At 71.0% G+C, this 26,429-nt stretch carries 18 protein-coding genes; 11 read left to right on the top strand and 7 right to left on the bottom strand.

What is annotated here, in order from left to right; translation table 11 throughout:
• Nucleotides 1-11: 11 nt before the first annotated feature.
• On the bottom strand, nt 12-797 hold the full coding sequence (locus tag PV734_RS38025; protein WP_319293965.1) for a sulfite exporter TauE/SafE family protein: 786 nt from the start codon (nt 795-797) through the stop codon (nt 12-14).
• A gap of 165 nt (nt 798-962) precedes the next feature.
• Between PV734_RS38025 and PV734_RS38030 the strand changes: the two genes are divergently transcribed.
• The 3 genes from PV734_RS38030 to nirD are packed head-to-tail and all read left to right on the top strand — an operon-like array spanning nt 963 to nt 5,244.
• Nucleotides 963-2,237, top strand: coding sequence for an NAD(P)/FAD-dependent oxidoreductase (locus PV734_RS38030; protein WP_319093344.1), 1,275 nt, complete (start codon nt 963-965; stop codon nt 2,235-2,237).
• Complete coding sequence (gene nirB, locus PV734_RS38035; protein ID WP_319093345.1) at nt 2,237-4,867, top strand: nitrite reductase large subunit NirB; 2,631 nt, start codon at nt 2,237-2,239, stop codon at nt 4,865-4,867. The genes PV734_RS38030 and nirB overlap by 1 nt, the downstream gene beginning before the upstream one ends.
• Entirely contained in the window at nt 4,864-5,244 is a 381-nt protein-coding gene (nirD, locus tag PV734_RS38040; RefSeq protein ID WP_319093346.1) for a nitrite reductase small subunit NirD, read from the top strand. The genes nirB and nirD overlap by 4 nt, the downstream gene beginning before the upstream one ends.
• A 76-nt stretch (nt 5,245-5,320) precedes the next feature.
• On the opposite strand, the gene PV734_RS38045 is transcribed toward nirD, so the two are convergent.
• Nucleotides 5,321-6,250: an oxidoreductase gene (locus PV734_RS38045; RefSeq protein WP_319293966.1), complete on the bottom strand. Its 930-nt coding sequence runs from the start codon at nt 6,248-6,250 to the stop codon at nt 5,321-5,323.
• A 128-nt stretch (nt 6,251-6,378) separates the two neighbouring features.
• Nucleotides 6,379-7,242 (bottom strand): SAM-dependent methyltransferase, encoded by an 864-nt coding sequence (locus PV734_RS38050; RefSeq protein ID WP_319293968.1) that lies wholly within the window; start codon nt 7,240-7,242, stop codon nt 6,379-6,381.
• Between the two features lie 200 nt (nt 7,243-7,442).
• On the opposite strand from PV734_RS38050, the gene PV734_RS38055 reads away from it, so the two are divergent.
• Entirely contained in the window at nt 7,443-8,615 is a 1,173-nt protein-coding gene (locus PV734_RS38055; RefSeq protein WP_319293970.1) for an alkaline phosphatase PhoX, read from the top strand.
• Between the two features lie 64 nt (nt 8,616-8,679).
• Entirely contained in the window at nt 8,680-9,273 is a 594-nt protein-coding gene (locus PV734_RS38060; RefSeq protein ID WP_319093350.1) for a hypothetical protein, read from the top strand.
• 7 nt (nt 9,274-9,280) lie between these two features.
• On the opposite strand, the gene PV734_RS38065 is transcribed toward PV734_RS38060, so the two are convergent.
• Complete coding sequence (locus tag PV734_RS38065; RefSeq protein WP_319093351.1) at nt 9,281-9,877, bottom strand: NAD(P)H-dependent oxidoreductase; 597 nt, start codon at nt 9,875-9,877, stop codon at nt 9,281-9,283.
• 112 nt (nt 9,878-9,989) lie between these two features.
• Between PV734_RS38065 and PV734_RS38070 the strand changes: the two genes are divergently transcribed.
• Entirely contained in the window at nt 9,990-10,841 is an 852-nt protein-coding gene (locus PV734_RS38070; RefSeq protein ID WP_319093352.1) for a helix-turn-helix transcriptional regulator, read from the top strand.
• 178 nt (nt 10,842-11,019) lie between these two features.
• Here PV734_RS38070 and ppdK read toward each other — a convergent pair whose 3' ends face one another.
• Both ppdK and PV734_RS38080 read right to left on the bottom strand, forming a co-directional pair.
• Complete coding sequence (ppdK, locus tag PV734_RS38075; RefSeq protein WP_319093353.1) at nt 11,020-13,740, bottom strand: pyruvate, phosphate dikinase; 2,721 nt, start codon at nt 13,738-13,740, stop codon at nt 11,020-11,022.
• Nucleotides 13,741-14,152: 412 nt separating this feature from the next.
• Nucleotides 14,153-15,376 (bottom strand): ROK family protein, encoded by a 1,224-nt coding sequence (locus PV734_RS38080; protein ID WP_319093354.1) that lies wholly within the window; start codon nt 15,374-15,376, stop codon nt 14,153-14,155.
• Nucleotides 15,377-15,495: 119 nt separating this feature from the next.
• On the opposite strand from PV734_RS38080, the gene PV734_RS38085 reads away from it, so the two are divergent.
• The 3 genes from PV734_RS38085 to PV734_RS38095 all read left to right on the top strand — a co-directional run bounded on the left by PV734_RS38085 (nt 15,496) and on the right by PV734_RS38095 (nt 21,172).
• Nucleotides 15,496-17,019 (top strand): MGH1-like glycoside hydrolase domain-containing protein, encoded by a 1,524-nt coding sequence (locus PV734_RS38085; protein WP_319093355.1) that lies wholly within the window; start codon nt 15,496-15,498, stop codon nt 17,017-17,019.
• On the top strand, nt 17,016-18,953 hold the full coding sequence (locus PV734_RS38090) for a glycogen debranching N-terminal domain-containing protein (protein WP_319093356.1): 1,938 nt from the start codon (nt 17,016-17,018) through the stop codon (nt 18,951-18,953). The genes PV734_RS38085 and PV734_RS38090 overlap by 4 nt, the downstream gene beginning before the upstream one ends.
• Nucleotides 18,954-19,135: 182 nt before the next feature.
• A complete protein-coding gene (locus tag PV734_RS38095; RefSeq protein WP_319293972.1) occupies nt 19,136-21,172 on the top strand; it encodes a sulfatase-like hydrolase/transferase in 2,037 nt (678 codons plus the stop codon).
• A gap of 68 nt (nt 21,173-21,240) precedes the next feature.
• Here the strand turns inward: PV734_RS38095 and dusB are convergent, their stop codons facing one another.
• On the bottom strand, nt 21,241-22,407 hold the full coding sequence (dusB, locus tag PV734_RS38100; RefSeq protein ID WP_319093358.1) for a tRNA dihydrouridine synthase DusB: 1,167 nt from the start codon (nt 22,405-22,407) through the stop codon (nt 21,241-21,243).
• A gap of 65 nt (nt 22,408-22,472) precedes the next feature.
• Here dusB and PV734_RS38105 point away from each other — a divergent pair, with 65 nt between their 5' ends.
• Nucleotides 22,473-24,032, top strand: coding sequence for an MFS transporter (locus PV734_RS38105; RefSeq protein ID WP_319093359.1), 1,560 nt, complete (start codon nt 22,473-22,475; stop codon nt 24,030-24,032).
• Nucleotides 24,033-24,161: 129 nt separating this feature from the next.
• A complete protein-coding gene (locus PV734_RS38110; protein ID WP_319293973.1) occupies nt 24,162-26,426 on the top strand; it encodes an ATP-binding protein in 2,265 nt (754 codons plus the stop codon).
• Nucleotides 26,427-26,429: the final 3 nt, after the last annotated feature.

Raw genomic sequence — 26,429 nt, forward strand, 5'->3', positions numbered from 1 at the left:
AGTGGTGCCGGTCAGGCCAGCCACTGCTGGTACGCCAGGTTCGCCACCAGGGTGAACACCACCACCAGCAGCACCACCCGCACGAACCCGCTCCCCTTCTTCAGCGCCGTGTGCGCCCCCGCCATCCCGCCGGCCAGGTTGAACGCGGCCAGCAGCGCGCCCAGCTCCCAGTAGACCGTGCCCTGCCAGGCGAAGATCGCGAGGGCGCCCGCGTTGGTGCAGCAGTTGACGACCTTGGCCGTGGCGGAGGCGGTCACCAGGTCGAGGTGGAGCAGCGCGGTGAGTGCGAGGACGAGGAACGTGCCCGTGCCGGGGCCGATGAGGCCGTCGTAGAAGCCGATGCCCAGGCCCGCGAGACCGATCGCGGCGAGGACGCGGCGCGCGGAGACCGGGGTGGTCGCCGGGGCCGTGCCGAAGGCGGGCTTGAAGATCACGAAGGCGCCCACGCCGAGCAGGACGATCATGATGACCGGCTTCAGGGTGTCCGTGCTCATGCCGGCCGCGACGAACGCCCCGGCCGTCGAGCCGGCGACCGCCGCCAGGCCGATCCGTACCGCGAGGCGTACGTCCACCGGTGCCTTGCGTGTATACGTGACTGCCGCGCCCGTGGTGCCGACGATCGCCATGGCTTTGTTGGTGCCGAGCGCGTACTGCGCCACCGAGGACGTGTCCGGGAGGCCCAGCAGGAGTACGGGCATCATGAGCAGGCCGCCCCCGCCCACCACCGCGTCGATCCAGCCTGCCGCGAGGGCGGCGGCGCAGAGGGCGGCGATCATGGGCAGGGATATGTCGGGCATGATCTCGATCCTAGGCTGCTGCCGTATCGTTCCTGCACCTCACAGCCGTCCGGCTCGCCCCTCCTGAACCCTCACACCTCTTCCAGGCCTCCGCTGAGGGAAGCGTGCCTCCCGGGAAACAGACGTGATGCGGCCGGGTAACACCGGCAACGCACTCTGCAGTACATGACCTCGAATGCGCGTGTGGTGGTGATCGGCGCCGGGCTCGCGGGCGTACGGCTCGCCCGGCGGCTTGGTGAGCTCGGCCTGTCCGCCTCGGACGTCGTGCTCGTCGGTGAGGAGGAGCACCGCCCGTACAACAGGGTGCTGCTCGCCGAGGTCCTCGCCGGGCGGTACGCCCCCGAGGTGATCGCCCTGCCGACGCCGGACCGGCTGGTCCGGGCCCGGGCCGAGCACATCGACCGCGCCGACCGGACCGTGCACTGCTCCGACGGATCGGTGATCGCATACGACACGCTGGTGCTGGCGACGGGCTCCAACCCCGTACTCCCGCCCCTGCGTGGGCTGTTCACCCCGGACCATGAACTCCCCGAAGGCGTCCACGCGTTCCGGACGATGGACGACTGCCTGGGACTGTCCAAGGCGGTACGTCCGGGAGCGAAGGCCGTCGTCATCGGCGGTGGGCTGCTCGGTGTGTCCGCCGCCCGCGCGCTGGCCGTACGCGGTGCGCAGGTCGTTCTCGCCCAGCAGGCCGAGCGCCTGATGGAACGTCAACTCGACCCGGGTGCGTCGGCGTTGGTGCTTCGGCATCTCAACGAGCTGGGCGTCGAGGTGCACACCGAGTGCCGGGTCCGGGACGTACGCTGCGTGGGCGGCAGGGTCCGGTCGGTCGAGCTGGCCGACCACTACGCCCTCGACGCGGACCTCGTCGTACTGGCCTGCGGTGTCCACCCCAAGGTGGGGCTCGCGCGCGACGCGGGGCTCGCCGTGCACAAGGGCATCCTCGTCGACGACGAACTGCGCACCTCCGACCCGCACATCAGGGCCCTCGGGGACTGCTCCCAGCACCAGGGAACGATCTACGGTCTGGCCACTCCCGCTCTCGAACAGGCCGAAGTCCTGGCCGAGTTGATCGCGGGCGAGGCGGCCGAGGCGGGACACGCGGGCGGGTCCGGCGACACCGGCGCCCGCTACACCGGCACCCGTGCCCTCACGCGTCTCACGCTCACCGACTTCACCGCCGACACCGGCAACCCCTTCGATCTCGCCGCGTTCGGCGAGCCGACCCCCCGCCCCGGAGACGACGTCATCCAGCTCGCCGACGCCACCCGGGGCACGTACCGCAAGGTCGTCGTCCGTGACGACCGGCTGGTCGGCGGGGTGCTCGTCGGCGAACTCGGCACCGTCGGCGCCCTCGCGCGCGCCTGGGAGGGAGCAGAGCCGCTCCCCACTGACGGCGGCCCGTTGCTCCACCTGCTCACCAACGATGGAGGCTCCTAATGACCGCCGCTGATGGGGCCACCCCCACGACCACCCCCACGATCGTGCTCGTCGGCCACGGAATGGTCGGCCAGCGCTTCCTCGAAGCCCTCGCCGAACGCGGCCTGACCGCCGCGCACCGCGTGGTCGTGCTGTGCGAGGAGCCACGTCCGGCGTACGACCGCGTCGCGCTGACCTCGTACTTCTCGGGCAAGACGCCCGAGGACCTCTCGATGACGGACATGGCGTTCATCGAGAAGGAGGGCATCGAGCTGCACATCGGTGACCCGGCCGAGACCATCGACCGGGAGGCGAAGCGGGTGACCGCCCGCTCGGGCCTGGTCGTCGACTACGACGTCCTCGTCCTCGCCACCGGCTCCTACCCGTTCGTCCCGCCGGTCCCCAACAAGGACGCCGAGGGCTGCTTCGTCTACCGCACCATCGAGGACCTCCTCGCCATCGAGGAGTACGCGAGCACCCGCACGACGGGTGCCGTGGTCGGCGGTGGTCTGCTCGGACTTGAGGCGGCCGGCGCGCTGAAGGGTCTCGGACTCACCTCCCACATCGTCGAGTTCGCGCCGCGCCTGATGCCGGTGCAGGTCGACGACGGCGGCGGCGCGGCCCTGCTGCGCACCATCGAGGACATGGGCCTGTCCGTCCACACGGGCGTCGGCACGCAGGAGATCGTCGTCGGCGAGGACGGCGCGGTCACCGGGATGAAGCTGTCCGACGGCAGCGAACTCGCCACCGACCTGGTGGTGTTCAGCGCCGGTGTCCGGCCGAGGGACCAACTCGCCCGCGACTGCGGCCTGTCGGTCGGCGAGCGCGGCGGCATCGCGGTCGACGAGCAGTGCCGTACGGTCAACGACCCGCATGTCTTCGCGATCGGCGAGTGCGCGCTGGCCTCCGACGGCCGGGTGTACGGCCTGGTCGCCCCCGGCTACGAGCAGGCGGAGACCGCCGCCGCCGCCATCGCCGCCGACGAGGAGGCCGAGGAGCTGACGTTCACCGGCGCCGATCTCTCCACCAAGCTGAAGCTGCTCGGCGTGGACGTGGCGTCCTTCGGCGACGCGCACGGCGCGACCGAGGACTGCCTCGACGTCGTCTACTCCGACTCCCGCTCGGGTCTGTACAAGAAGCTCGTCATCGGCCGCGACGGCAAGCTGCTCGGCGGCATCCTCGTCGGCGACGCGGAGGCCTACGGCACACTGCGCGCGTTCACCGGCACGGTCCCGCCGGTCTCCCCCGAGTCCCTGGTGCTCCCGGCCGGCGCCGGCGGCCCGGTCCAGCTCGGCCCGACCGCGCTGCCGGACGCCGCGATCATCTGCTCCTGCAACAACGTCACCAAGGGCACGATCCGCGGCGCGGTCACCGAGCACAACTGCACCACCGTGCCCGAGGTCAAGAAGTGCACCAAGGCCGGTACGACGTGCGGGAGTTGCGTCAAGGTCCTCGGCCAGCTCGTCACCGCCGAGCTGGAGGCGAGCGGTGTCGTCGTCGACAAGGGCCTGTGCGGCTGCTTCTCGCAGACCCGCGAGGAGCTGTACGAGATCGTCCTCGCCCTGCGCGTCAACACCTACCAGGACCTGCTGGACCGCTACGGCCGCGACCACGCCAAGGGCGGCGACGGCTGCGACGTCTGCAAGCCGGCCGTCGCCTCGATCATCGCCTCCCTCGCCCCGACCATCGGCGCGAGCGGCTACGTCCTCGACGGCGAGCAGGCGGCGCTGCAGGAGACCAACGACCACTTCCTCGCCAACCTGCAGAAGAACGGCTCGTACTCGGTCGTCCCGCGCATCCCCGGCGGTGAGGTCACCCCCGAGGGCCTGATCGTCATCGGCGAGATCGCCCGCGACTTCGGCCTCTACACGAAGATCACCGGAGGTCAGCGGATCGACATGTTCGGCGCGCGCGTCGAGCAACTCCCCCTGATCTGGACCCGGTTGGTCGACGCCGGCTTCGAGTCCGGCCACGCCTACGGCAAGTCGCTGCGCACGGTGAAGTCCTGTGTCGGCCAGACCTGGTGCCGTTACGGCGTCCAGGACTCGGTCCGGATGGCGATCGACCTGGAGCTGCGCTACCGGGGGCTGCGGTCCCCGCACAAGCTCAAGTCCGCCGTCTCCGGCTGCGCCCGCGAGTGCGCCGAGGCCCAGTCGAAGGACTTCGGCATCATCGCCACCTCGGGCGGCTGGAACCTGTACGTCGGCGGCAACGGCGGCGCGACCCCCCGCCACGCGGACCTGCTGGCCCAGGACCTGAACGACGCCGAACTGATCAGGCTGATCGACCGGTTCCTGATGTTCTACATCCGCACGGCGGACCGTCTTGAGCGTACGTCGACCTGGCTGGAGCGGATCCCCGGCGGCCTGGACCACGTACGGGACGTGGTCGTGGAGGACTCCCTCGGTATCTGCGAGGAGCTGGAGTCGCTGATGACCGATCACGTCGCCCACTACCGCGACGAGTGGGCCGACACCATCAACGACCCCGAGAAGCTGGCCCGGTTCGTGTCCTTCGTGAACGCGCCGGACACCCCCGACCCGGTCGTCGGCTTCGTCCCCGAGCGCGACCAGATCAAGCCCGACCTGCCGCTGCTGTCCATCGGCCTGCGCCCCGCCGACGACGTCCTGGAAGGAAGTGCCCAGCGATGACCCTGGCACCCGAGACGACCGACCTGAAGATCCAACTCCGCATCGACAACGGCGCGAGCGGCGAGACCGGCGACGACAGCTGGTTCACGGTCTGCGACCTGAGCGTCCTGCTGCCCGGCCGCGGTGTGGCGGCCCTGCTGCCCGACGGCCGGCAGGTGGCCATCTTCCGCGACCGCGCGGGCAGTCTGTACGCCATCGACAACCGCGACCCGTTCGGCGGCGCCGCGGTCCTCTCCCGCGGCCTGACCGGCACCCACCAGGGCCGCCCGTACGTCGCCTCCCCGCTCCTGAAGCAGCGCTTCGACCTGGAGTCGGGCCGCTGCCTGGACGACGAGGCGGTGGCCGTGACGGCGTACGAGGTGCGCGCCGCCGCCTGACGCGTGCCCGCACACACCTGATGATGCCGATCGTGAGCGGCGCCCCGGCCACCGTCGTCCGGGGCGCCGCTCGCGTTCACGAGGACTTGAGGCCCTCGTACGTCACTCCGGTGAGCTGCTCGGAGGCGGCCCAAAGCCGTTCTCCCGCTTGGTCGTTGAGCGTCCAGGAAGCCCGCCACGACTTGGCGGGCGCACCGCGCCAGCCGAGGATCCTGGGGCCGACGAACGCGTCGGGCCGTACGTCGGGGGCGGTGGCCGCGTACAGGGTGGGCAGGGCGCCCGCGTCGGCGGACTGGGCGAAGAAGCGGTTGCCGATCTCCATGAACCGCTCGGCACCCCTGCGGCCCTGCATCCTCGGCGCGGCGGTCTGCAGGTTGGTGGCGGCGTATCCGGGGTGCGCGGCGGCGGCCACGACGCCGGAGCCGACGGCGGCCAGCCTGCGCGCCAGCTCGTGCGTGAAGAGCAGGTTGGCCGTCTTGGAACGCCCGTACGCGGTCCAACGCCGGTAGTTCCGCTCGCTGTTGAGGTCGTCGATGTCGATGTTGCCGAGCGCGTGGGCCCCGCTGGAGAGGTTGACGATCCGGGCGCCGGGCGTGCCGAGCAGGGTCGGGAACAGCAGCCCGGTGAGCGCGAAGTGGCCGAGGTGGTTGACCCCGAACTGCGTCTCGAACCCGTCCGCCGTCGTTCCGTGCGGCAACGCCATCACGCCCGCGTTGTTGACGAGCAGGTCGATCCGCTCGTACGGCAGCTCGTCCGCGAACTCCCCTACGGAGCCCAGGTTTCCGAGGTCCAGCGGCCAGAACTCGGCGATGGCGTCCGGCACTTCGGCCAGCAGCCGTGCGACCGCCTCGTTACCCCGCGCCTCGCTCCGGCAGGCGAGCACCACCCGCGCCCCCTTGCGCGCCAACTCCCGCGCGGTGACGTACCCGAGCCCACTGTTGGCACCGGTGACGACGGCGATACGGCCGCTCTGGTCGGGGATGTCCTGCGTGTTCCAACCGGGCATGTTCGGGTGACCTCCATGGGCGTCGATCGAGGCGGCTCCGACGGTTCCGGGCAGGTGTGTCCGGATCCGCGTCCGGACTGCGCCGGATCGGCCCCCATGGCCAGTTCTACGCTCTGTGGCGCCGCGTGTCAGGGCTTGCGGCCCACTCCGCAGTAGGCGTCGACGGCCGTGGCGGGACCGGCCGGGCCCCGGAGGTCGGGGCGCCACTCCGGTACCTGGACCACGCCCGGGTCCAGCAGGTCGAGGCCGTCGAAGAAGGCGGCGATCTCCCCGATGCTCCGTACGTAGTACGGGACGGCGCCGCTCGCGTTGTAGGCGTCCGACGCGGCGATCATGCCCTCGCTGGTGGCGGTGCTGTCGCTGACCACCAGATGGCTGCCCGACGGCAGGCCCGCCATCAGCCGGGTCACCAGGTCGCGCGCCTGGTCGTGGTCGGCGACATGGCCGAGCGTGTTGAGGATCATCAGGGCGACCGGCCGGGAGAGGTCGAGGGTGTCGGCCGCCGCTTCGAGGATGGTCTCGGGGGCGTACAGGTCGGCGTTGAGGTAGACGGTCCGGCCCTCGGGGGTGCTGCCGAGCAGGGCGTCCGCGTGGGCCAGCACGACGGGGTCGTTGTCGACGTACACGATCCGGGCGTCCGGGGCGGCGCGCTGTGCGACCTCGTGGGTGTTGTCGGCGGTCGGGAGCCCGGTGCCGACGTCCAGGAACTGGCGTACACCCTGCTCGTCGGCCAGGTGGCGGACGGCGCGTCCTAAGAAGTGGCGGCTCGTGACGGCCACGTCGACGAGGCCGGGGAAGATCTCCTTGATGTGGTCCCCGATCTCCCGGTCGACCTCGTAGTTGTCCTTGCCGCCGACGAAGTAGTTCCAGAAGCGGGCCGAGTGCGGCTTGGAGGTGTCGATGTGCACCCGCGCGCGGGCGCCGGTACCGGCCGAGGGGGTGGGGTCGTCGTGCGACACGGCGGAGCCTCCGGTGTGTTCGATGCTGATCATTTGCGCACCAACGTAGGTGAACTCAGTGCGTCCGAAGCGGAGTTGGAAAGATCCACGATCAGGCACCAGAGCATTCCGGCCATTCGAACGGCCACCCGGGAGTCGCAGCGCGTACATGACAATTCCACTCTGCCGCCCTAGGGTCCCTGACGTCACCGCACGTCACGCCACCCCCCTTTGGAGCGAGAGTGGACGCACGAGTGAACGCACACGTTGCACGCCGTACCCTCCTGCGCGCCGCCGTCATCAGCGGCTCGGCGGCCGTCTTCGGCGGCACCCTGTGGCGCGGTGCCGCCCACGCGGCCCCCGCCCAGCCGGGCGCGGGCCCGTACGGAGCCCTCGGCGCGGCCGACGCCAACGGCATCAGACTCCCCGCCGGCTTCACCAGCCGGGTCGTCGCCCGCTCGGGCCATACGGTCACCGGAACGTCGTACACCTGGCACAACGCCCCTGACGGCGGGGCCTGTTACGCCAACGGCACGGGCTGGATCTACGTCTCCAACTCGGAGATCAACCCCTCGGGCGGCGCGAGTGCCGTGAGGTTCTCGGCGACCGGTGCCATCACGTCCGCGTACCGCATCCTGTCGGGTACCCGGCAGAACTGCGCGGGCGGGCGCACTCCGTGGAACACGTGGCTGTCCTGCGAGGAGGTGTCGCTGGGGTATGTCTACGAGACCGACCCGTGGGGCACGAGCGCGGCGGTACAGCGCCCCGCGATGGGCCGTTTCAAGCACGAGGCGGCGGCCGCGGACCCGGTCCGCAAGGTCGTCTATCTGACGGAGGACGAGACGAACGGCCGCTTCTACCGCTTCGTTCCCACGAGTTGGGGCGACCTGTCGTCCGGCACCCTCCAGGTCCTGGTGGCCGGCACGGCGACCTCTGGCTCATACACCTGGACGACGGTCCCCGACCCGGACGGCTCCCCGACGACCACCCGCGCCCAGGTCTCCGGCTCCAAGTCCTTCAACGGCGGCGAGGGTTGCCACTACGCCGACGACAAGGTCTGGTTCACCACGAAGGGCGACAACAGGGTCTGGCAGCTCAACCTCCTCACGAACACCTATGAGTTGGCGTACGACGACTCCCTCGTCACCTCGGGCACGGCCCCGCTGACCGGCGTCGACAACATCACCGGCACGTCGTCGGGCGACCTGTTCGTGGCGGAGGACGGCGGCAACATGGAGATCTGCCTGATCACCCCGGACGACGTGGTCACCCCGTTCCTGCGCGTCGACGGCCAGTCGGGCTCGGAGATCACGGGCCCGGCGTTCTCCCCCGACGGCAGCCGCCTGTACTTCTCCAGCCAGCGCGGCACCAGCGGCAGCTCCTCCGACGGGATCACGTACGAGGTGACGGGCCCGTTCCGCGCATAGCCCCCGGCATACGCCCGTACTGCGCACCGGCGTCGATGTCAGTGGTGCGCAGTACGTTGCGGTCATGGGCGTATACCTGGTCGATGTCGGTGCGGAGGAATGGTTCGATGAGGACGAGGACGAGGGCGGGCGCGCGAAGGTCGCCGTGGGCCTGAACGCGGAGTTGGTGCGGCGGGGGCTGCCTCGGTACGACTCCGTACCGGCGGCGGCGGACTTCGTACGCGGATCGGGCCGGTCCTTCGAGGAGAAACTGGTCCCGCCGATGGACGGCCTGACGGCGCTGTGCGAGGCGCACCTCTCGGCGGCGGAGACGGAGACCCTCCTCGGCTGGTCGGTCCTGGTGCCGGTGTCCCTGGACGAGGAGATCGAGTTGCCGGTGGAGTCCTCGTACTCCGACAACACCGTGATCGCGGGTGCGCCTCAGGTCCTGGCGATCGCCGAGAAGCTGGCAAGGGCCGTCGAACTGCCCCCCGAGGTGCCGGAGATGTGCGACAACCTGGACCTGACCATGTGGTTCCTGGACGGCGAGGCCGAGAAGGCGGCGGCCACCGCGCCGGGCCCGTGGAGCGAGGATCTCGACGCGTCCTTCTATGTCGCCCTCTACCTGCGCGCGGCACAGCACTCGCTCAGACGGGGGTGCCCGGTGGTCTACTCCTGAGGGACTCTCAGGCCGGGTAGGGAGCGGCCTCGCGTGCCGACCTGAGCGCGCCCGCCCACCAGGCGAGCTGCTCCAGCAGCGTCTTGGCGTACCCGGGGGCATCGGGGTCGACCGGGCGACCGTCCTGCCAGGCCGTGAAGTAGTTCGGGAAGGCGAGGCCGTCGCGGATCGTCACCGCGTGCAGTTCGGTCAGCACGTTCTCCAGATGCAGGACCGCGTGACGCCCGCCCGCCGCACCCCCGTAGCTCACGAAGGCGACCGGCTTGGCCGTCCACTGGGTGAAGTGCCAGTCGATGGCCGCCTTCAGGGAGGCGGGGTAGCTGTGGTTGTACTCGGGTGTGACCACGAGGAACGCGTCCGCGCTCTCCAGTGCGGTGGTCAGTGGCCGCATCCCGGCCGGGCGGGGATAGTCGTCACCGGCGTATTTCGGCGACTCGGCGGGCAGGGCCAGCGGGATGTCGAAGTCGGCCAGATCCAGGACCTCCACGTCGAACCCGCCGTGCAGGGCGGCCTGTTCGCCGACCCACTCGGCCACCACGGGACCGAAGCGACCCTCTCGGACGCTGGCGACGATGATCACGAGCTTGTGCGTGTCGTTGTTCATGTCCACCACTCTCCGGGCGGCCCCCGGCCGTAGCCAGGCCGAGCGCAGGCTGGCCCCCGCAGGGCCACGCTGAGCCCGCCGCGACCGGGCCGGCCCGTCCTATCCTCAAGGCATGGGTACGCCGTTGGGGGACTTCATCCGGACCATGCGCGACAGCATCCAGCCCGAGTCGCTCGGTCTGCCGGACCGGGGCCGCCGCCGCTCACCAGGGCTGCGGCGCCAGGATCTCGCGGCGCGCGCCGGCATCAGCGTCGAGTACCTGACCCGTATCGAGCAGGGCCGCGACCGCAATCCCTCGGTGGCGGTGGTCAACGCCCTCGCCGACGCCCTCAGCCTGTCCACGTCCGAGCGCACCCACCTGCGCTACCTCACGAAGATCACCGGCGGTGAGTGCACCGCGCACCCCCGGCCCGCGCCCGCGTCCCGGCATGTGCGGCCCGCCGTACTGCAGACGCTCCGTCTCCTCGAACCGGGTGGCATCGCCCTGGTGGCCAACCGGCTGGGCGACATCCTCGCCCACACCAGCGCGTACGCAGCGGTGGTGAACGGCAGCGGCCTGCTCGACGCCGAAGCCCCGAACCTCACCCGCTACGTCTTCACCGACCCCCGTGCCCGCACCTTCTTCGCCGACTGGGACGACATCGCCGACGAGCAGGCGTTCGACCTGTGGCTGGCCCCCTCCGTCGAGAACTCCGAGTGGTTCAGCGCGGAACTCGCGCCTCTCGCGGGCCCCGAGTTGACCCGCCGCCTGAACCGGCACGTCGTTCCGCAGCGGGGAGTGCTCCGGCTCGACCATCCCGCCGGACCGAAGCTCCGGCTGATCCGTGAGACGCTCGAACTCCCTGCGGAAGCACAGCAGTTGATTGTGTTTCTGCCCGAGGACCAGCAGACCGGACTTGCCGTCGAAGGCCTCCGCTCGGACTCCGCGCGGCCTCGGCACGGCGCGCTCCGCGCCATCTCCTGAGCACGGACAGATCAAGAGGGCGGCACCCCCCGCACAGGGGTGCCGCCCTCTCTCGTGCTCCGGAACCGCTGCCGTGTCGCTGAGGGTCGGGGTGACAGGCAACCGCTCCGGCGTCTCCGGGGCCTCCTGGAGCCGCTGAGGTTCTCAACGCTCCCCGGCCGCCCCTGGGCCTCAGGCCCTACCGGTGGTCGCTGCCCGTCGAGGACGAGGCCGCTCGGCCCGCCTCCAGCCTCGCCACCGGGATACGGAACGGCGAGCAGCTGACGTAGTCCAGGCCCACCTCGTGGAAGAAGTGCACCGACTCGGGGTCGCCGCCGTGTTCGCCGCAGACACCGAGTTTGAGGTCGGGGCGGGTGGCGCGGCCGGCCTCGGCGGCGAGCTTCACCAGGGAGCCGACGCCGTCCCTGTCGATCGTCTCGAACGGGGAGACACCGAAGATGCCCTTCTCCAGGTACGCCGTGAAGAACGAGGCCTCCACGTCGTCCCGGCTGAAGCCCCACACCGTCTGGGTGAGGTCGTTCGTGCCGAAGGAGAAGAACTCCGCCGCCTCCGCGATCTGACCGGCCGTGAGGGCGGCGCGGGGCAGTTCGATCATCGTGCCGATCGACAGCTTGAGGGACACGCCGGTCGCGGCCTCGACCTCCGCGACGACCTGGTCGGCCTCCTCGCGGACGATCTCCAGCTCCTGGACCGTACCGACCAGCGGGATCATGATCTCGGCGCGCGGGTCGCACTTGGCGTTCTTGCGCTCCGCCGCCGCCTCCGCGATGGCGCGGACCTGCATGGTGAACAGACCGGGGATGACCAGACCGAGACGTACACCGCGCAGGCCCAGCATCGGGTTCTGCTCGTGCAGCCGGTGTACGGCCTGGAGCAGCCGCAGGTCGTTCTCGTGCGGCTCCTGGCGGGACTCCGCCAGGGCGACGCGGACCGACAGCTCGGTGATGTCGGGCAGGAACTCGTGCAGCGGCGGGTCGAGGAGACGGACCGTCACCGGCAGGCCGTCCATCGCCGAGAACAGTTCGACGAAGTCCTGCTTCTGCAGCGGGAGAAGCGCCTTCAGGGACTCCTCGCGCTCGACGTCCGTGTCCGCCAGGATCAGCCGCTCGACCAGCTCGCGCCGGTCGCCGAGGAACATGTGCTCCGTACGGCACAGCCCGATGCCCTGGGCGCCGAAGCGGCGGGCGCGCAGCGCGTCCTCGGCGTTGTCCGCGTTGGCGCGGACACGGAGCCGGCGCTTGCGGTCGGCGAACGCCATGATGCGGTGGACGGCCTCGACCAGTTCGTCCGCGTCGTTGGCACCCGCGTGCATCCGGCCCTCGAAGTACTCCACGACGGGGGACGGCACGACCGGGACCTCGCCCAGGTACACCTTGCCGCTCGAACCGTCGATGGAGATGAGGTCACCCTCCTCCACGACGTGCCCGCCCGGCACCGTCATCCGGCGCCGCTTGGTGTCGACCTCGAGCTCCTCCGCGCCGCACACACACGTCTTGCCCATGCCGCGTGCGACCACGGCCGCGTGGGACGTCTTGCCGCCACGGCTGGTCAGGATGCCCTCGGCCGCGATCATGCCGTCGAGGTCGTCGGGGTTGGTCTCCCGGCGGACCAGGATGACCTTCTCCCCCGACCGCGACCACTTCACCGCGGTGTACGAGTCGAAGACCGCCTTGCCGACCGCCGCGCCCGGCGAGGCGGCGATGCCACGGCCGACCGGGGCGACCTTCGCCTCCTCGTCGAACTTCGGGAACATCAGCTGGGCGAGCTGGGCGCCGGTGACGCGCTGGAGCGCCTCGGCCTCGTCGATGAGTCCCTGGTCGACGAGCTGGGTGGCGATGCGGAAGGCGGCGCCCGCCGTGCGCTTGCCGACGCGCGTCTGGAGCATCCACAACTGGCCGCGCTCGATGGTGAACTCGATGTCGCAGAGATCCTTGTAGTGGTTCTCCAGCGTGGCCATGATCTGCATCAGCTGGTCGTACGAGTTCTTGTCGATCCGCTCCAGCTCGGCGAGCGGGACCGTGTTGCGGATGCCGGCGACGACGTCCTCGCCCTGCGCGTTCTGCAGGTAGTCGCCGTACACGCCCTGGTGGCCGCTGGCCGGGTCGCGGGTGAAGGCGACGCCCGTGCCCGAGTCGGGGCCCAGGTTGCCGAAGACCATCGAACAGACGTTGACCGCCGTGCCGAGGTCGCCGGGGATGCGTTCCTGGCGGCGGTAGAGCTTCGCCCGGTCGGTGTTCCAGGAGTCGAAGACCGCGTGGATCGCGAGGTCCATCTGCTCACGCGCGTCCTGAGGGAAATCGCGGCCCGCCTCGGTCTTGACGATCTTCTTGAACTTGGTGACCAGCTTCTTGAGGTCGGCGGCCTCCAGCTCCGTGTCGACCGCGACCTTCTTGGCCGTCTTCGCGGCGTCCAGCGCGTCCTCGAACAGCTCGCCCTCGACGCCGAGGACCGTCTTGCCGAACATCTGGATGAGGCGGCGGTACGAGTCCCAGGCGAAGCGCTCGTCGCCGGCCTGCTTGGCGAGGCCCTGGACCGACTTGTCGGAGAGGCCGATGTTCAGCACCGTGTCCATCATGCCGGGCATCGAGAACTTCGCCCCGGAACGGACGGAGACGAGGAGGGGGTCGTCGGCCTGGCCGAGCTTCTTGCCCATGGCCGCTTCGAGGGCGTCGAGGTGCGCGCTCACCTCGTCACGCAGTGCCGCCGGCTCGTCTCCGCTGTCGAGGTAGACCTTGCAGGCCTCCGTCGTGATGGTGAAGCCGGGGGGAACGGGGAGTCCCAGGTTGGTCATCTCGGCGAGGTTCGCGCCCTTGCCACCGAGGAGATCCTTGAGGTCCTTGTTTCCCTCGGTGAAGTCGTAAACGAACTTGACTACGTGGGACTCTTTGTTTTCCGACACGGGTCTCGACTCCCTCGGGACGCGGTGGCTGCCCTGACGGCCAGGAACATACCCAGATCCAAGGCGTATGGGTACGTCCACTTGCGTGTCATACGCCTGTAACCAGCCGTCAGCCAGCAGATCCAAAGTCAAGGCTCGGCAAGCAGTCGAAGCGTCATGTTTTCACTTCTTGAAGACACCGGCAGACACATGCCCATTTTGTCGCTCAGATGAGCGGATGGCAACACGCCTGAGTTCTATCGATGAACGATCAAAGGGTGGCACTGAGTGCCACCCTTTGAGAAGTGCAGCCGCCTGCGATCCGCTCATCTGAGCGACCCCTCTATCAAGGGTGGCGAGAATCACGCACGAACCAGCGCCCGGATTTCACCATGCGGACGCCGACAAGAAGGGGAAACACCGCTGTCACAGCTCACACCCCGAGCGCCGACAGCCGTTCCTCCACCCGCTCCGGCGCGTACAGGTACTCGACGACCATCGCCCCGGCCCCCACCAGCCCCGCCCGCTCCCCCAGCCTCGACGTCACCACGTCCAGATGAGCGGTCGAGCGCGGCAGCGCCCGCTGGTACAGCAGTTCCCGTACGCCGGTGAGGAACGGGGTGCCGGCCAGGTCGCCCGCGATCATCAGCACGCCCGGGTTGAGCAGCGTCACCACCGTCGCCAGTACGTCCCCCACACTCCGGCCCGCCTCCCGGGCGAGCGCGAGCGCCTCCGGGTGCCCGGCCGCGAGCAGGTCCCGTACGTCCGAGCCGGACGCCGCCGGCACCCCGGCCTCGGTGAGCCGCCGGGCGACGGCGCCCCCGCTCGCGACGGCGGCGAGACAGCCGTACGACCCGCACCGGCACAACGCCTCGGCGCCCTCCGGGACGCGGATGTGCCCGATGTCCCCGGCGCCGCCGTCGATGCCCCGGAAGACCGAGCCGCCGACCACCACGCCCGCGCCGATACCCGTCGAGACCTTCACCAGGACGAAGGCCGAGCAGCCGGGGTGTCCGGTGCGCTGTTCGCCGTACGCCATGAGGTTGGCGTCGTTGTCCACCAGCACCGGGATCCGCACCGCGGTCGGCTCGCCCGTGTGTTCGGCGACGGCGCGGGCCAGCCGGGTTCTGATGTCGTAGCCGTCCCAGCCGGGCATGATCGGCGGCTGGACGACCCGGCCGCTGTCCATGTCGACCGGGCCCGGTACCGCGAGGCCGATGCCGCACACCTCGGAGGGGCGGTGGCCGGCCTTCGTCAGAAGCTCCGCGAACCAGCGGCCGAGCTCGCCGAGCACCGCGTCGGGGCCGTCGTCCACCGCCAGGGTGCCCGAGTGTTCCGCGAGAAGTTCACCCGTGAGGGTGAGAACGGCGGCGCGGGCATGACGGGTGTCGAGGTCGGCGGCGAGGACGACGGCGTGGGCGTCGTCGAACTCCAGGGTGATCGACGGGCGCCCGCCGAGCGGCGAGTCGACCGGACCCGAGGCCCCTTCGCGCAACCAGCCCGCGCGGAACAGCCGGTCCAGGCGGTGGCCGACCGTCGCCCGTGAGAGACCCGTCACCTGTTGCAGGGCACCACGCGTCGTGGCGCGTCCACTGCGTACCAGTTCGAGCAGATCACCGGCGCTCGCCTGAGCGCGACCACTCGTACGACCGCTCATGCGCACCCCCTTGTGTTTCTCAAGCTTGCATTACATATTGAGTTATGCGTGTTAAATAGACGTAACTCTAAGGTGGCTCGACCGAACCGGTCGGGCCGAACGTCTTCGGGGAGCCCCGAGTGGATCGCACTGCCCAGCTGACCTCCCGTGCCCACGCCACGGCGCACTCCGTCGTATACGAACCGGACAGGCCGACACATTCCCAGTACGCCCCGCGCACTCCGCACACCGCGCACGCCGGCCTTGCCCTCCACGCCAGGGCGGCCGAGGTGCTGGAGGCCAACTGGACCGGCTCCTCGACGGTTCCCTCGCGCGGCCTGTATCCGCACCAGTGGTCCTGGGACTCGGCGTTCATCGCGATCGGCCTGCGTCATCTGTCGCCCCTGCGCGCCCAGACGGAGCTGGAGACGCTGCTCGGCGCCCAGTGGGGCGACGGCCGGATCCCGCACATCGTGTTCAACCCTTCCGTCCCGCTCGACGCGTACTTCCCGAGCCCCGACTTCTGGCGCTCCTCGACCGCGGGGCGCGCTGCGGGCGCCCCGCGCACCGTACAGACGTCCGGCATCGTGCAGCCACCGGTGCACGCGCTGGCCGTCTGGCTGGTGCACCAGGCGGACCCCGGCCTGTCCCGCTCCCGGGGCTTCCTCGCCCGCGCCTACCCCCGGCTCGCCGCCTGGCACCGCTATCTGCTGCACCGGCGCGACCTGGGCGGGGGCGGCCTCGCGTCGGTCGTGCACCCCTGGGAACAGGGTATGGACAACAGCCCCTGCTGGGACGCCCCGCTCAGCCGCGTCACCCCGGCCCCGGCGCGCTCCTTCCGGCGCGCCGACCTCGACCACGGAGCCGCCGAGGACCGGCCGACCGACCTGGACTACGGACGGTACGTACGGCTGGCCACGGAGTACCGGGACGGCGGGTACCGGGATGGGCCGGGCGGAGGGCATGGGGACGGGCCGGGCGGGGGCGGGGAGGCGGGGACCGGCGAGTTCGCCGTCGAGGACCCCTCCTTCAACGCGCTGCTGATCGCGTCGGAGCACGCCCTGGCCCGTATCGCACAGGAGCTGGGCGCGACGGCCACGGCCAGGAACGCCCGCGCGGAACGCCTGACGGCGGCGCTGGTGGAGCGGCTGTGGGACCCGGCGGAGGGGATGTTCTTCTGCCGGGACGTCGGCGCGGGCGCGCTCGTCCCCGAGCGGAGCGTCTCCGGCCTCATCCCCCTCCTGCTGCCCGCGCTCCCCCGTGACATCGCCGCCACCCTCGTCCGTACGGCGCGCGGTCCGCACTTCGAGGTCGGGGGCGCCGCCCGCCTCGTACCGTCCTACGACCTGCTCGGCGAGGCCTTCGACCCGCACCGCTACTGGCGCGGGCCGGCCTGGTTCAACACGGGGTGGCTGGTGGAGCGCGGGCTGCGGCAGCACGGCGAGCGGGCGCACGCCGACACCCTGCGCACGGCACTGCTGGAGACCGCCGACGCGACCGACTTCGCGGAGTACGTCGACCCGTACACCGGAGAGGCCTGCGGGGCGCTCGGCTTCGGCTGGACCGCCGCGCTCACCCTCGACCTGCTCCACCAACAGCCCTTCGACGACAGCGACATCAACAACGTGTTCGGCATGAGTGACCAGGGAGGGGAACGGCGATGACGGACCGGCATCATCTGCTCGTGCACGGCGGGACGTTCGCGGCCGTGGGTGACGGCGGGGACATCAGCGGGGTACGCGGGGGCAGCCAGCCCGACGGGTTGTTCGTGCGCGACGCACGGCACCTGAGCCGCTGGCAGCTCACCGTCGACGGTGCCCTGCCCGAGACGCTCAGCCCGGTCGCCGACGGGGACACCGCACGCTGCGTTCTCGTCCCGCGCGGGGGCCGTCAGGAACCGCCCGCCTACACGCTCTTCCGCGAACAGGCCCTCGGGGACGGCGCGTTCGTCGAGTCGCTGCGGGTGACCAGCAATCGTCCGGTGCCGGTGACGGTCCGGATCGCGGTCACCGCCGACGCCGACTTCACCGACCAGTTCGAGCTGCGCTCCGACCACCGTACGTACGTCAAGCCCGGCGCCGTCCGCAAACGTGAAGTCCTCGACGACGGCGTCGAGTTCAGCTACCGGCGCGGTGAATGGCTGTCCTCCACGACGGTCACCGCCGAGCCCGCGCCCGACGGTGTCGAGGAGACCGGCACCGGTGCCCGGCGCCTCGTCTGGACCCTGGACCTCGAACCGCACGGTTCGGCGGAACTGACACTGCGCGTCGCCGCCCGTCCGCACGGCGCACCGAAGGAACCGCTGGTTCCCTCCTCCCCCGCCGCCGCCAACGATCAACTCCTCGCACTGGAAGGGGAGTTCGTCGAGGGCGTCGCCTTCCCCACCGGCTGGCCGGAGCTGGCGGCGGCCTGCGCGCGCGGCCTCTGCGACCTGGCGTCGCTCCAGGTCCCCGCGACGGGACCGGACGGCGAGGAACTGCGCGTACCGGCCGCCGGCGCACCCTGGTTCCTCACCCTCCTCGGCCGCGACGCGCTCCTCACCTCTCTCTTCGCGCTCCCCTACCGTCCCCAACTCGCCGCCGCCACCCTCCCGGCGCTCGCCGCGACCCAGGCGACCGAGGTGGGCCCCGACTCCGTGGCCCAGCCGGGCAAGATCGTGCACGAGGTGCGGCACGGCGAGCTGGCGCACTTCGGGCAGGTGCCGTACGGGCGTTACTACGGCTCGGTCGACGCGACACCGCTGTTCCTGGTGCTCCTCGGCGCGTACGTCGAGCAGACCGGCGACACGGCGCTGGCCCGCCGCCTCGAAGCCAACGCCCGCGCGGCGATCGGCTGGATGCTGGACCACAGCGGCCTGACGTCCCGTGGCTATCTGGTCTACCGGGCCGACCAGGGCGGCCTCGCCAACCAGAACTGGAAGGACTCCCCCGGCGCCATCTGCTCGGCCGACGGCACCCGCGCGAGCGGCCCGGTGATGGCGGCGGGGGCCCAGGGCTACGCGTACGACGCCCTGCGCCGTACCGCTCATCTCGCCCGCACGGTATGGGACGACGAGGTGTACGCCGCTCTCCTCGAACAGGCGGCGGCCGACCTCCGGGACCGTTTCCAGCGGGACTTCTGGATGCCGGAGCACTCCTTCCCGGCGCTCGCCCTCGACGGCGAGGGCAACCAGGTCGACGCGCTGGCCTCCGACGCGGGACACCTTCTCTGGTCGGGGCTGCTCGACAAGGAGTACGGCGAGAAGGTCGGCCGGCGCCTGGTCGAACCGGACTTCTTCTCCGGCTGGGGCGTACGGACGCTGGCGTCGGGCCAGCCCGCCTACCACCCTCTCTCCTACCACCGGGGCTCGGTCTGGCCCCACGACAACGCCCTGATCACCCTCGGCCTGGCCCGGTACGGCCTGCACGACGAGGCCCGTACGGTCGCCCACGCCCTCGTCGACGCGGCGACCGCCACCGGCCACCGTCTCCCCGAGGTCCTCGCCGGCTACGGCCGCGACACCCACGGCGAACCGGTGCCCTACCCGCACGCGTGCGTACGGGAATCCCGGTCGGCGGCGGCCCCCCTGGCGCTGCTCACGGCGGTCGGGGGCGCCTGACCGCAGGTGCCGGTAGGCGTGTGACCGGCAGTTTGGTGAGGCGTTTGCCGGGTGTTTGCCGGGTGCTTGGACGCGGAGGCTGAACGGAGGCCGAGGGCCCGCCGTACGGGATGGCGGCGGACCTCGGCTCCCGCGCCGGGTCCGCCGCTCCCTGCACGGCTTCACACGGAAGGACCTCCGGGGTGCCTCAGTTCACTCGCACCAACCCATCGACGGACGCCACCCCCGAGGGATCTTCCGAGGCACCGTCCGACGCGCCATCAGAGGTGTCGGCGAAGACACCTTCGACCGAGACCCCGCCTCCGGACACGGCCGAGACAGGGACAGACGTAGAGGCAGAGGCACCGGTAGAGGCAGAGGCGGAGGCGGAGGCGGAGGCGGAGGCGGAGGCGGAGGCGGAGGCGGAGACCGCACCGGCGGCCGAACCCCCGACCGCATCCGCCGCGAGTCCCGCAGCGCCCGCCCACGAGCCGGCCCCGGCCACCGAGGCACCCGACAAGCCAACCGACACGCCCGAAGCACCCACCGAGGCCACCGAGGCCGAGAGTGCGGACGCGGCTGCGGCTCCCAAGGTCGGCTGGCGTACCCGGCGGCCCATCGCCGCCCGTAACGTCAGCTGGGCGGTGACCGCCCTCTCCGTGCTTCTCGTGCTCGTCTCGCTGCAGATGCCGAACACCTTCGGCAACCTGCGGATCTCGGAGTTCCTCCGGCTCCCGGCGGAGGCGATCGTCGCGGCCGTCGTGCTGCTCGCGATGCCGCGCCGGCCGCGTGTGATCACGGCGGCGGCCATCGGCGCCTTCCTCGGCGCGGTCACCGTGGTGAACCTGCTGGACATGGGGTTCGTCGAGTTCCTCGGCCGGCACTTCAACGTACTGCTCGACTGGGCGCTGCTGAGCGACGCCCAGTCGTACCTCACCGACTCGTTCGGCACGGCCGGTTCACTCGCCGCCACCCTCGCGGTGATCCTCCTCGTGCTGTTCCTGTTGGTCGCGACGGCCTTCGCGACGGTGCGGCTCAGCAACCTGCTCGCCCGGCACAACACCGTCGCCACCAAGGCGACGCTCATCGCGGGCACCGTCTGGATCACCTGCATGTCCCTCGGCCTGACGATCGGCGGGGTGCCGATCGCGTCGGACCACACCGCCGGGGTCGTCAAGGTGCACGCGCGGCGGGTGAGCGACACGCTGCACGACGAGGCGGAGTTCAAGGAGTTGGCGAAGAACGACCCGTTCGCGAAGACGCCCGGCGACCAGCTGGTGCCGGACCTGCGCGGCAAGGACGTCATCTTCACGTTCATCGAGAGCTACGGCCGCAGCGCGATCGAGGACCCGATCATGTCGCCCGGCGTGGACCGGACGCTCGCCGACAAGACCCAGGCCCTGACGGATGCCGGGTTCGCCGCGAAGAGCGGCTGGCTGACCTCGGCGACGTACGGCGGCAGCAGCTGGCTCGGCCACTCCACGTTCCTGTCGGGCCTGTGGATCAACAACCAGCAGCGCTACCGCACCCTCGTCAACAGTGACCGTCTCACGCTCCCCGAGGTGTTCCGGCGCACCGGCGACTTCCGGACCGTCGGCGTGATGCCGGGCGTGCAGAAGAGCTGGCCGGAGGCGAACTTCTACGGCCTGCAGAAGAACTACGCGGCGAAGGACCTCGGCTACAAGGGACCGAAGTTCAGCTGGTCCACCATGCCGGACCAGTACACGCTGGACGCCTACCAGCGCCTGGAGCACGGCAGGAAGCAGGCCAAGCCGCTGATGTCGGAGATCATCCTGACGTCGAGCCACCAGCCCTGGGCGCCGCTGCCGAAGACGGTCCCGCAGGACCAGCTCGGCGACGGCACGGTGTTCAACGCGATCCAGAAGGCGGGCAAGGACCCCAAGGACGTCCTCTACAACGGCCCCGAGGCCAAGGCGGAGTACGGCAAGTCGATCCAGTACTCGGTCACCAGCCTCATCGACTGGCTGACCCGTTACGGCACCGACAACACCGTCCTCGTCTTCCTCGGCGACCACCAGCCCATGTCCCGGGTGAGCGGCACCAACGCCAGCCGTGACGTGCCGGTGTCGGTCGTGGCCAAGGACCCGAAGATCCTCGACAAGATCGCCGACTGGAACTGGACGGACGGCCTGCGCCCCGCCCACAACGCCCCGGTCTGGAAGATGAGCGCGTTCCGCGACAAGTTCCTCACGGCATACGGCTCGACGCCCCACCCGTAAGCGCCCGAAGGGCGCGAAGGGGCGCGGGGAACTGCGCGACCAGCCGAAACGCACCCGCAGCCGAAAACTCAGCCCCCCGACGTATCCAACTCCGCATCCTCACTCACACCGGCACAGTCGTACGGATCCTTCAGCCACCCCTCCGGCAACACCACCCGGTTGTTGCCGGACGTACGACCCCGTGGCCCGTCCGCGCCGTCGGGCCAAGCCTGGTCGAGGTCCAACTCGTCCAGCCCGGAACGGAGTTCGACCAGTGACGAGGTGATCGCGAGACGCTTGCGCATCTCGGAGCCGACCGCGAAGCCCTTCAGGTACCAGGCGACGTGCTTACGGAAGTCGATGACCCCGCGCGCCTCGTCCCCGATCCACTCACCGAGCAGCGTGGCGTGCCGGACCATGATGTCGGCGACCTCACGGAGGGACGGGCGCGCGATGTCGTCCGTACGCCCCTCGAAGGCGGCCACCAGGTCCGAGAACAGCCACGGCCGGCCGAGGCAGCCACGGCCGACCACCACTCCGTCGCAGCCGGTCTCCCGGACCATCCGCAACGCGTCCTCGGCCGACCAGATGTCGCCGTTGCCGAGCACGGGGATCTCCGGCACGTGCTCCTTGAGGCGGGCGATGGCCTCCCAGTCGGCCGTGCCGCCGTAGTGCTGGGCAGCGGTGCGGCCGTGCAGCGCGATGGCCGTCACGCCCTCCTCCACCGCGATACGGCCGGCGTCGAGGTAGGTGATGTGGTCGTCGTCGATGCCCTTGCGCATCTTCATCGTGACGGGGAGGTCCCCGGCGCCGGAGACCGCCTCGCGCAGGATCGCGCGCAGCAGGTGCCGCTTGTACGGGAGGGCCGAGCCGCCGCCCTTCCTCGTCACCTTCGGGACGGGGCACCCGAAGTTGAGGTCGATGTGGTCGGCGAGGCCCTCCTCCGCGATCATGCGGACGGCCTTGCCGACGGTGGCGGGGTCGACGCCGTACAGCTGGATCGAGCGCGGCTTCTCGGTCGCGTCGAAGCGGATCAGCTGCATGGTCTTCTCGTTGCGTTCGACCAGCGCCCGGGTCGTGATCATCTCGCTGACGAACAGGCCCTTACCCCCGCTGAACTCCCTGCACAGGGTGCGGAAGGGCGCGTTCGTGATCCCCGCCATGGGGGCGAGGACGACGGGCGGCTGGACGGCGTGCGGGCCGATCCGGAGGAGGCTCGCGGGGGCGGCGACGGGCGCGGTGACGGGCGTGGACATCCCGCCATTCTCGCCCACCGGACGGAGTACAGCCAAAGTCGTTAGTTAGTCGTACTATGGACCGCATGTCCGAGCTGAGTCCCCGCCGCCGCATGCTGGTGCTCGCGATCTGCTGTATGAGCCTGCTGATCGTGAGCCTCGACGTCACCGTGCTCAATGTGGCGCTGCCCGCCATGGAGAAGGACCTGGGCGCGAGTGTGGCCGGTATGCAGTGGGCGCTCGACGCGTACACACTCGTACTGGCCTCACTGCTGATGCTGGCGGGTTCGACCGCCGACCGGATCGGCCGCCGCCGGGTCTTCCTGACCGGGCTGGTGCTGTTCACGCTCGGCTCTGTGCTCTGTTCGCTGGCCCCGAACCTCGACTCGCTCATCGTGTTCCGCATGATCCAGGCGGTCGGCGGTTCGATGCTCAACCCGGTCGCCATGTCGATCATCACCAACACCTTCACCGACCCTCGCGAGCGGGCCCGGGCGATCGGCGTGTGGGGTGCGGTGGTCGGTATATCCATGGCCGCCGGCCCGATCGTCGGCGGCGCGCTCGTGGACTCCGTCGGCTGGCGCTCGATCTTCTGGATCAACCTGCCGGTGGGCCTCGCCGCGCTCCTGCTGACCCTGCGGTACGTCCCGGAGTCCCGGGCGCCGAAGGCCCGCCGTCCGGACCCGGTCGGCCAGGTCCTGGTCATCGCGCTGCTCGGCTCGCTGACGTACGCGATCATCGAGGCGCCCGGTTCGCCGGTCTCGCACACGCTCGCCTTCGGTGCGGTCGCCCTGGCCGCGCTGCTCGGACTGCTGTACTACGAACCCCGGCGCACCGAACCCCTCATCGACCTGCGGTTCTTCCGGTCGGTGCCGTTCAGCGGGGCGACCGTGGTCGCGGTCAGCGCGTTCGCGGCGCTGAGCGGGTTCCTGTTCCTGTCGACGCTGTACCTGCAGAACGTGCGGGGGCTGTCAGCGCTGCACGCGGGTCTGTGGATGCTGCCGATGGCGGTGATGTGCTTCGTCTGCGCGCCGATCTCGGGGCGCCTGGTCGGCAGCCGGGGCCCGCGTGTCCCGCTCCTCACTGCCGGGGTGGCGATCACCGCGAGCGGGGTCCTGTTCGCCGGGTTCGACGCGGAGTCGTCGAACGTGACGCTGGTCATCGGGTACTTCCTGTTCGGCCTCGGCTTCGGCTTCGTCAACGCGCCCATCACCAACACGGCCGTCTCGGGCATGCCCCGGGCCCAGGCCGGGGTGGCCGCCGCGGTCGCCTCCACCAGCCGCCAGACCGGCGGCACGCTGGGGGTCGCGGTGATCGGCGCGGTGCTGGCGTCGGGCATCGGGGCGGGCCCGTACAAGGAGGTGTTCGTCTCCGCGTCGCGGCCCGGCTGGTGGATCATCGCGGGCTGCGGGCTGGCCGTACTGGTCCTGGGTGCCGTCACGACCGGCGGCTGGGCCCGGAAGACGGCGGAGCGGGCCGCCGGGCGTCTGGAGGACGGACAGATCGGAGAGTTCGGGGAGATAGAGGGTGGCGAGGGCGGAGGCGGCAGGAGTGAGGGCGGCTCGCGTGCCGATACCGAAGCCGATGCCGACGGGGGCGGGGAGACGGGCGTGCGAGGTGCGGCGGGGGCGCGTACCGCGAAGTGAGCCGTTGGTGTAACCCATTGCCGATGATCACCGTTGGGATGACGCAAGGGCACCATCAACTCGTCGAACGCGAAGAGGGCGTGGCCGATCGTGGGGGCAGCCGGGTCGCGGCGGACGGTCGGATTCCCTGTGCCGGGGACGAGTTTCGTCGGCCGACGCCATGAACTGACGCGGGCCAGACGGCTGTTGACCACGACCCGGCTGCTGACGCTCACCGGCCCCGGCGGGGTCGGCAAGACCCGGCTCGCGGGGCGGGTGGCGGAGGGAGCCGTACGGAGGTTCCCGGACGGGGTTCGGCTGGTGCCGCTGGCCGCCGTGCGGGACGGCGCGCTGGTGCCGCACGCGGTGGCGGACGCGCTCGGTATCCGGGACGAGACGGGCCGGGCCCCGCTGGACACGGTCGTCGAGCATCTGCGCGGCCGGCGGTTGCTGCTGGTCCTGGACAACTGCGAGCACCTGGCGGACACCTGCGCCTCGCTGGTGGCCGCGGTACTCGGGGCGACCGAGGGGGTCCGCGTACTGGCCACCAGCCGCCACCGGCTCGGCCTCACCGAGGAACAGCTGCTCCCGGTGGCCCCGCTGGCCACCCCGGCCCCCGGAGAGGCCCGCCCCGGGGCGGAGTTCCCCGCGCTGCGACTGTTCGCCGAACGGGCGGCGGCCGTGGTGCCCGGCTTCGCGATCACCGACCACAACCGAGCGGCCGTGGCCCGCCTCTGCCACCGTCTGGACGGCCTCCCGTTGGCCATCGAGCTGGCGGCCGTACGGATGCACGCCCTGGGGGTGGAGCAACTCGACGAACGCCTCGGCGAGCGTCTGGGCGACCGCTTCCGCCTCCTGACCTGCGGCAGCCCGGCCGCCCCACCCCGCCACCAGACCCTCCGTTCGGCCGTGGACTGGAGCCACGACCTGTGCACCCCAGCGGAGCAACTCGCCTGGGCCCACCTGTCGGTGTTCACCGGCAGCTTCGACCTGGCGGGCGCGGAGGCGGTGTGCGGTGCCGCCTCCGGCTCCCTCCGAGTCGCCGTGCCGGAGGCCGTGGTCGGGCTCGTGGAGAAGTCCGTTCTGGTCAGGGAGGGAAGCGAGGCCGGAAGCGGGGGTGGCGCGCGGTATCGGATGCTCGGGCTTCTTCGTGAGTACGGGCTGGAGAGGCTGGAGGCGCTCGGGGCGGGCGGCGACACCCGGCGGCGGTTGTGCGCGCACTTCGTGCGGGTCGCGGAGGAGCATGAGCGGAGCTGGTTCGGGCCGGACCAGCCGGGCACCCTGGCCGGCCTGCGCGCCGAGCACGACAATCTGCGCGCGGTGCTCGACTTCTGTCTCACCACCCCCGGCGAGACCCCGCGCGGACTGCGTCTGATCGGCAGCCTGTGGTTCTACTGGATCGCGCGCGGCGCCTGGGCGGAACTGCGGCACTGGTGGCAACGGCTCCTCCTGCGCGGAGGCCGACGCCGTCCCTCGCCCGAGCTGACCCGCGCGCACTGGGCCGCCGCTCTGATCCCGCTGGTCCGCAGCCGGACGAACGCCGTGCTCCTGACCGGCGCCCCGCACCCTCCGACACTGGCCCCGCACGAGATACCGGACGTCAGACCGCTGGCCGACGTCCTGCGCCGGCGACCGGGACACGGCGGCGACGACGAGAGACGACTGCTCGCCTTCCACCTCCTCAGCCGCGTCGAGCTGGCGGCCACGCTCACCTTCCACGGCCGCCCCGAACACGCCGTTCCGCTGTGTGTGGACGCCCTCGCAGTGTGCGAGACGTACGGCGAGCAGTGGGTCCGCTCATACGTCCTGGGCACACTCGCCACCGCCCGTTGGGCCCTGGGTGAGCACGAGGCCGCCGCCGAGAGTGCCCGGCACTGTCTGCGGCTGCCGTACGTCAGCGGCGAGCCGCACGCCGTCGGCGGCGCCCTGGAGATACTGGCCGTCGTCGCCGTCGCCCGGGGCGACACCGAGCGGGCGGCCGTGCTGCGGGGTGCGGCGCACCGTATCCACCGCGACCTCGGCCACGTCCCGTCGGCCGAGCGGCGGCAGGCCGACGGGACGCCCGCCGACGGCCCGTGCGGCGAGGCCCATCGGCGCGGTTACGAACTGTCGGCACACGAGGCCCTCGCCTACGCGCTGGGCGAGCCGCGCACCGCGACCGGGAACACCGGCGCCAAGGCCACCGGCGCCGGGCGCGCCGCACGGTCCGCACCGCCGGTGCCCGACACCGGGCTCACCCGGCGCGAGTTGGAGGTGGCCGCGCTGATCGCGTCGGGCCTGACGAACCGGCAGATCGCGGAGCGGCTGGTGATCTCCCGGCGTACGGCCGAGGGGCATGCCGAACGCATCCTCGCCAAGCTGGGTTTCGCGGCCCGGAGCCAGGTGGCGGCCTGGTTCAGCGGCTTGCCCCGCTGACCG

The organism is Streptomyces sp. AK08-02 (assembly GCF_033795085.1).
Taxonomy (GTDB): domain Bacteria; phylum Actinomycetota; class Actinomycetes; order Streptomycetales; family Streptomycetaceae; genus Streptomyces; species Streptomyces echiniscabiei.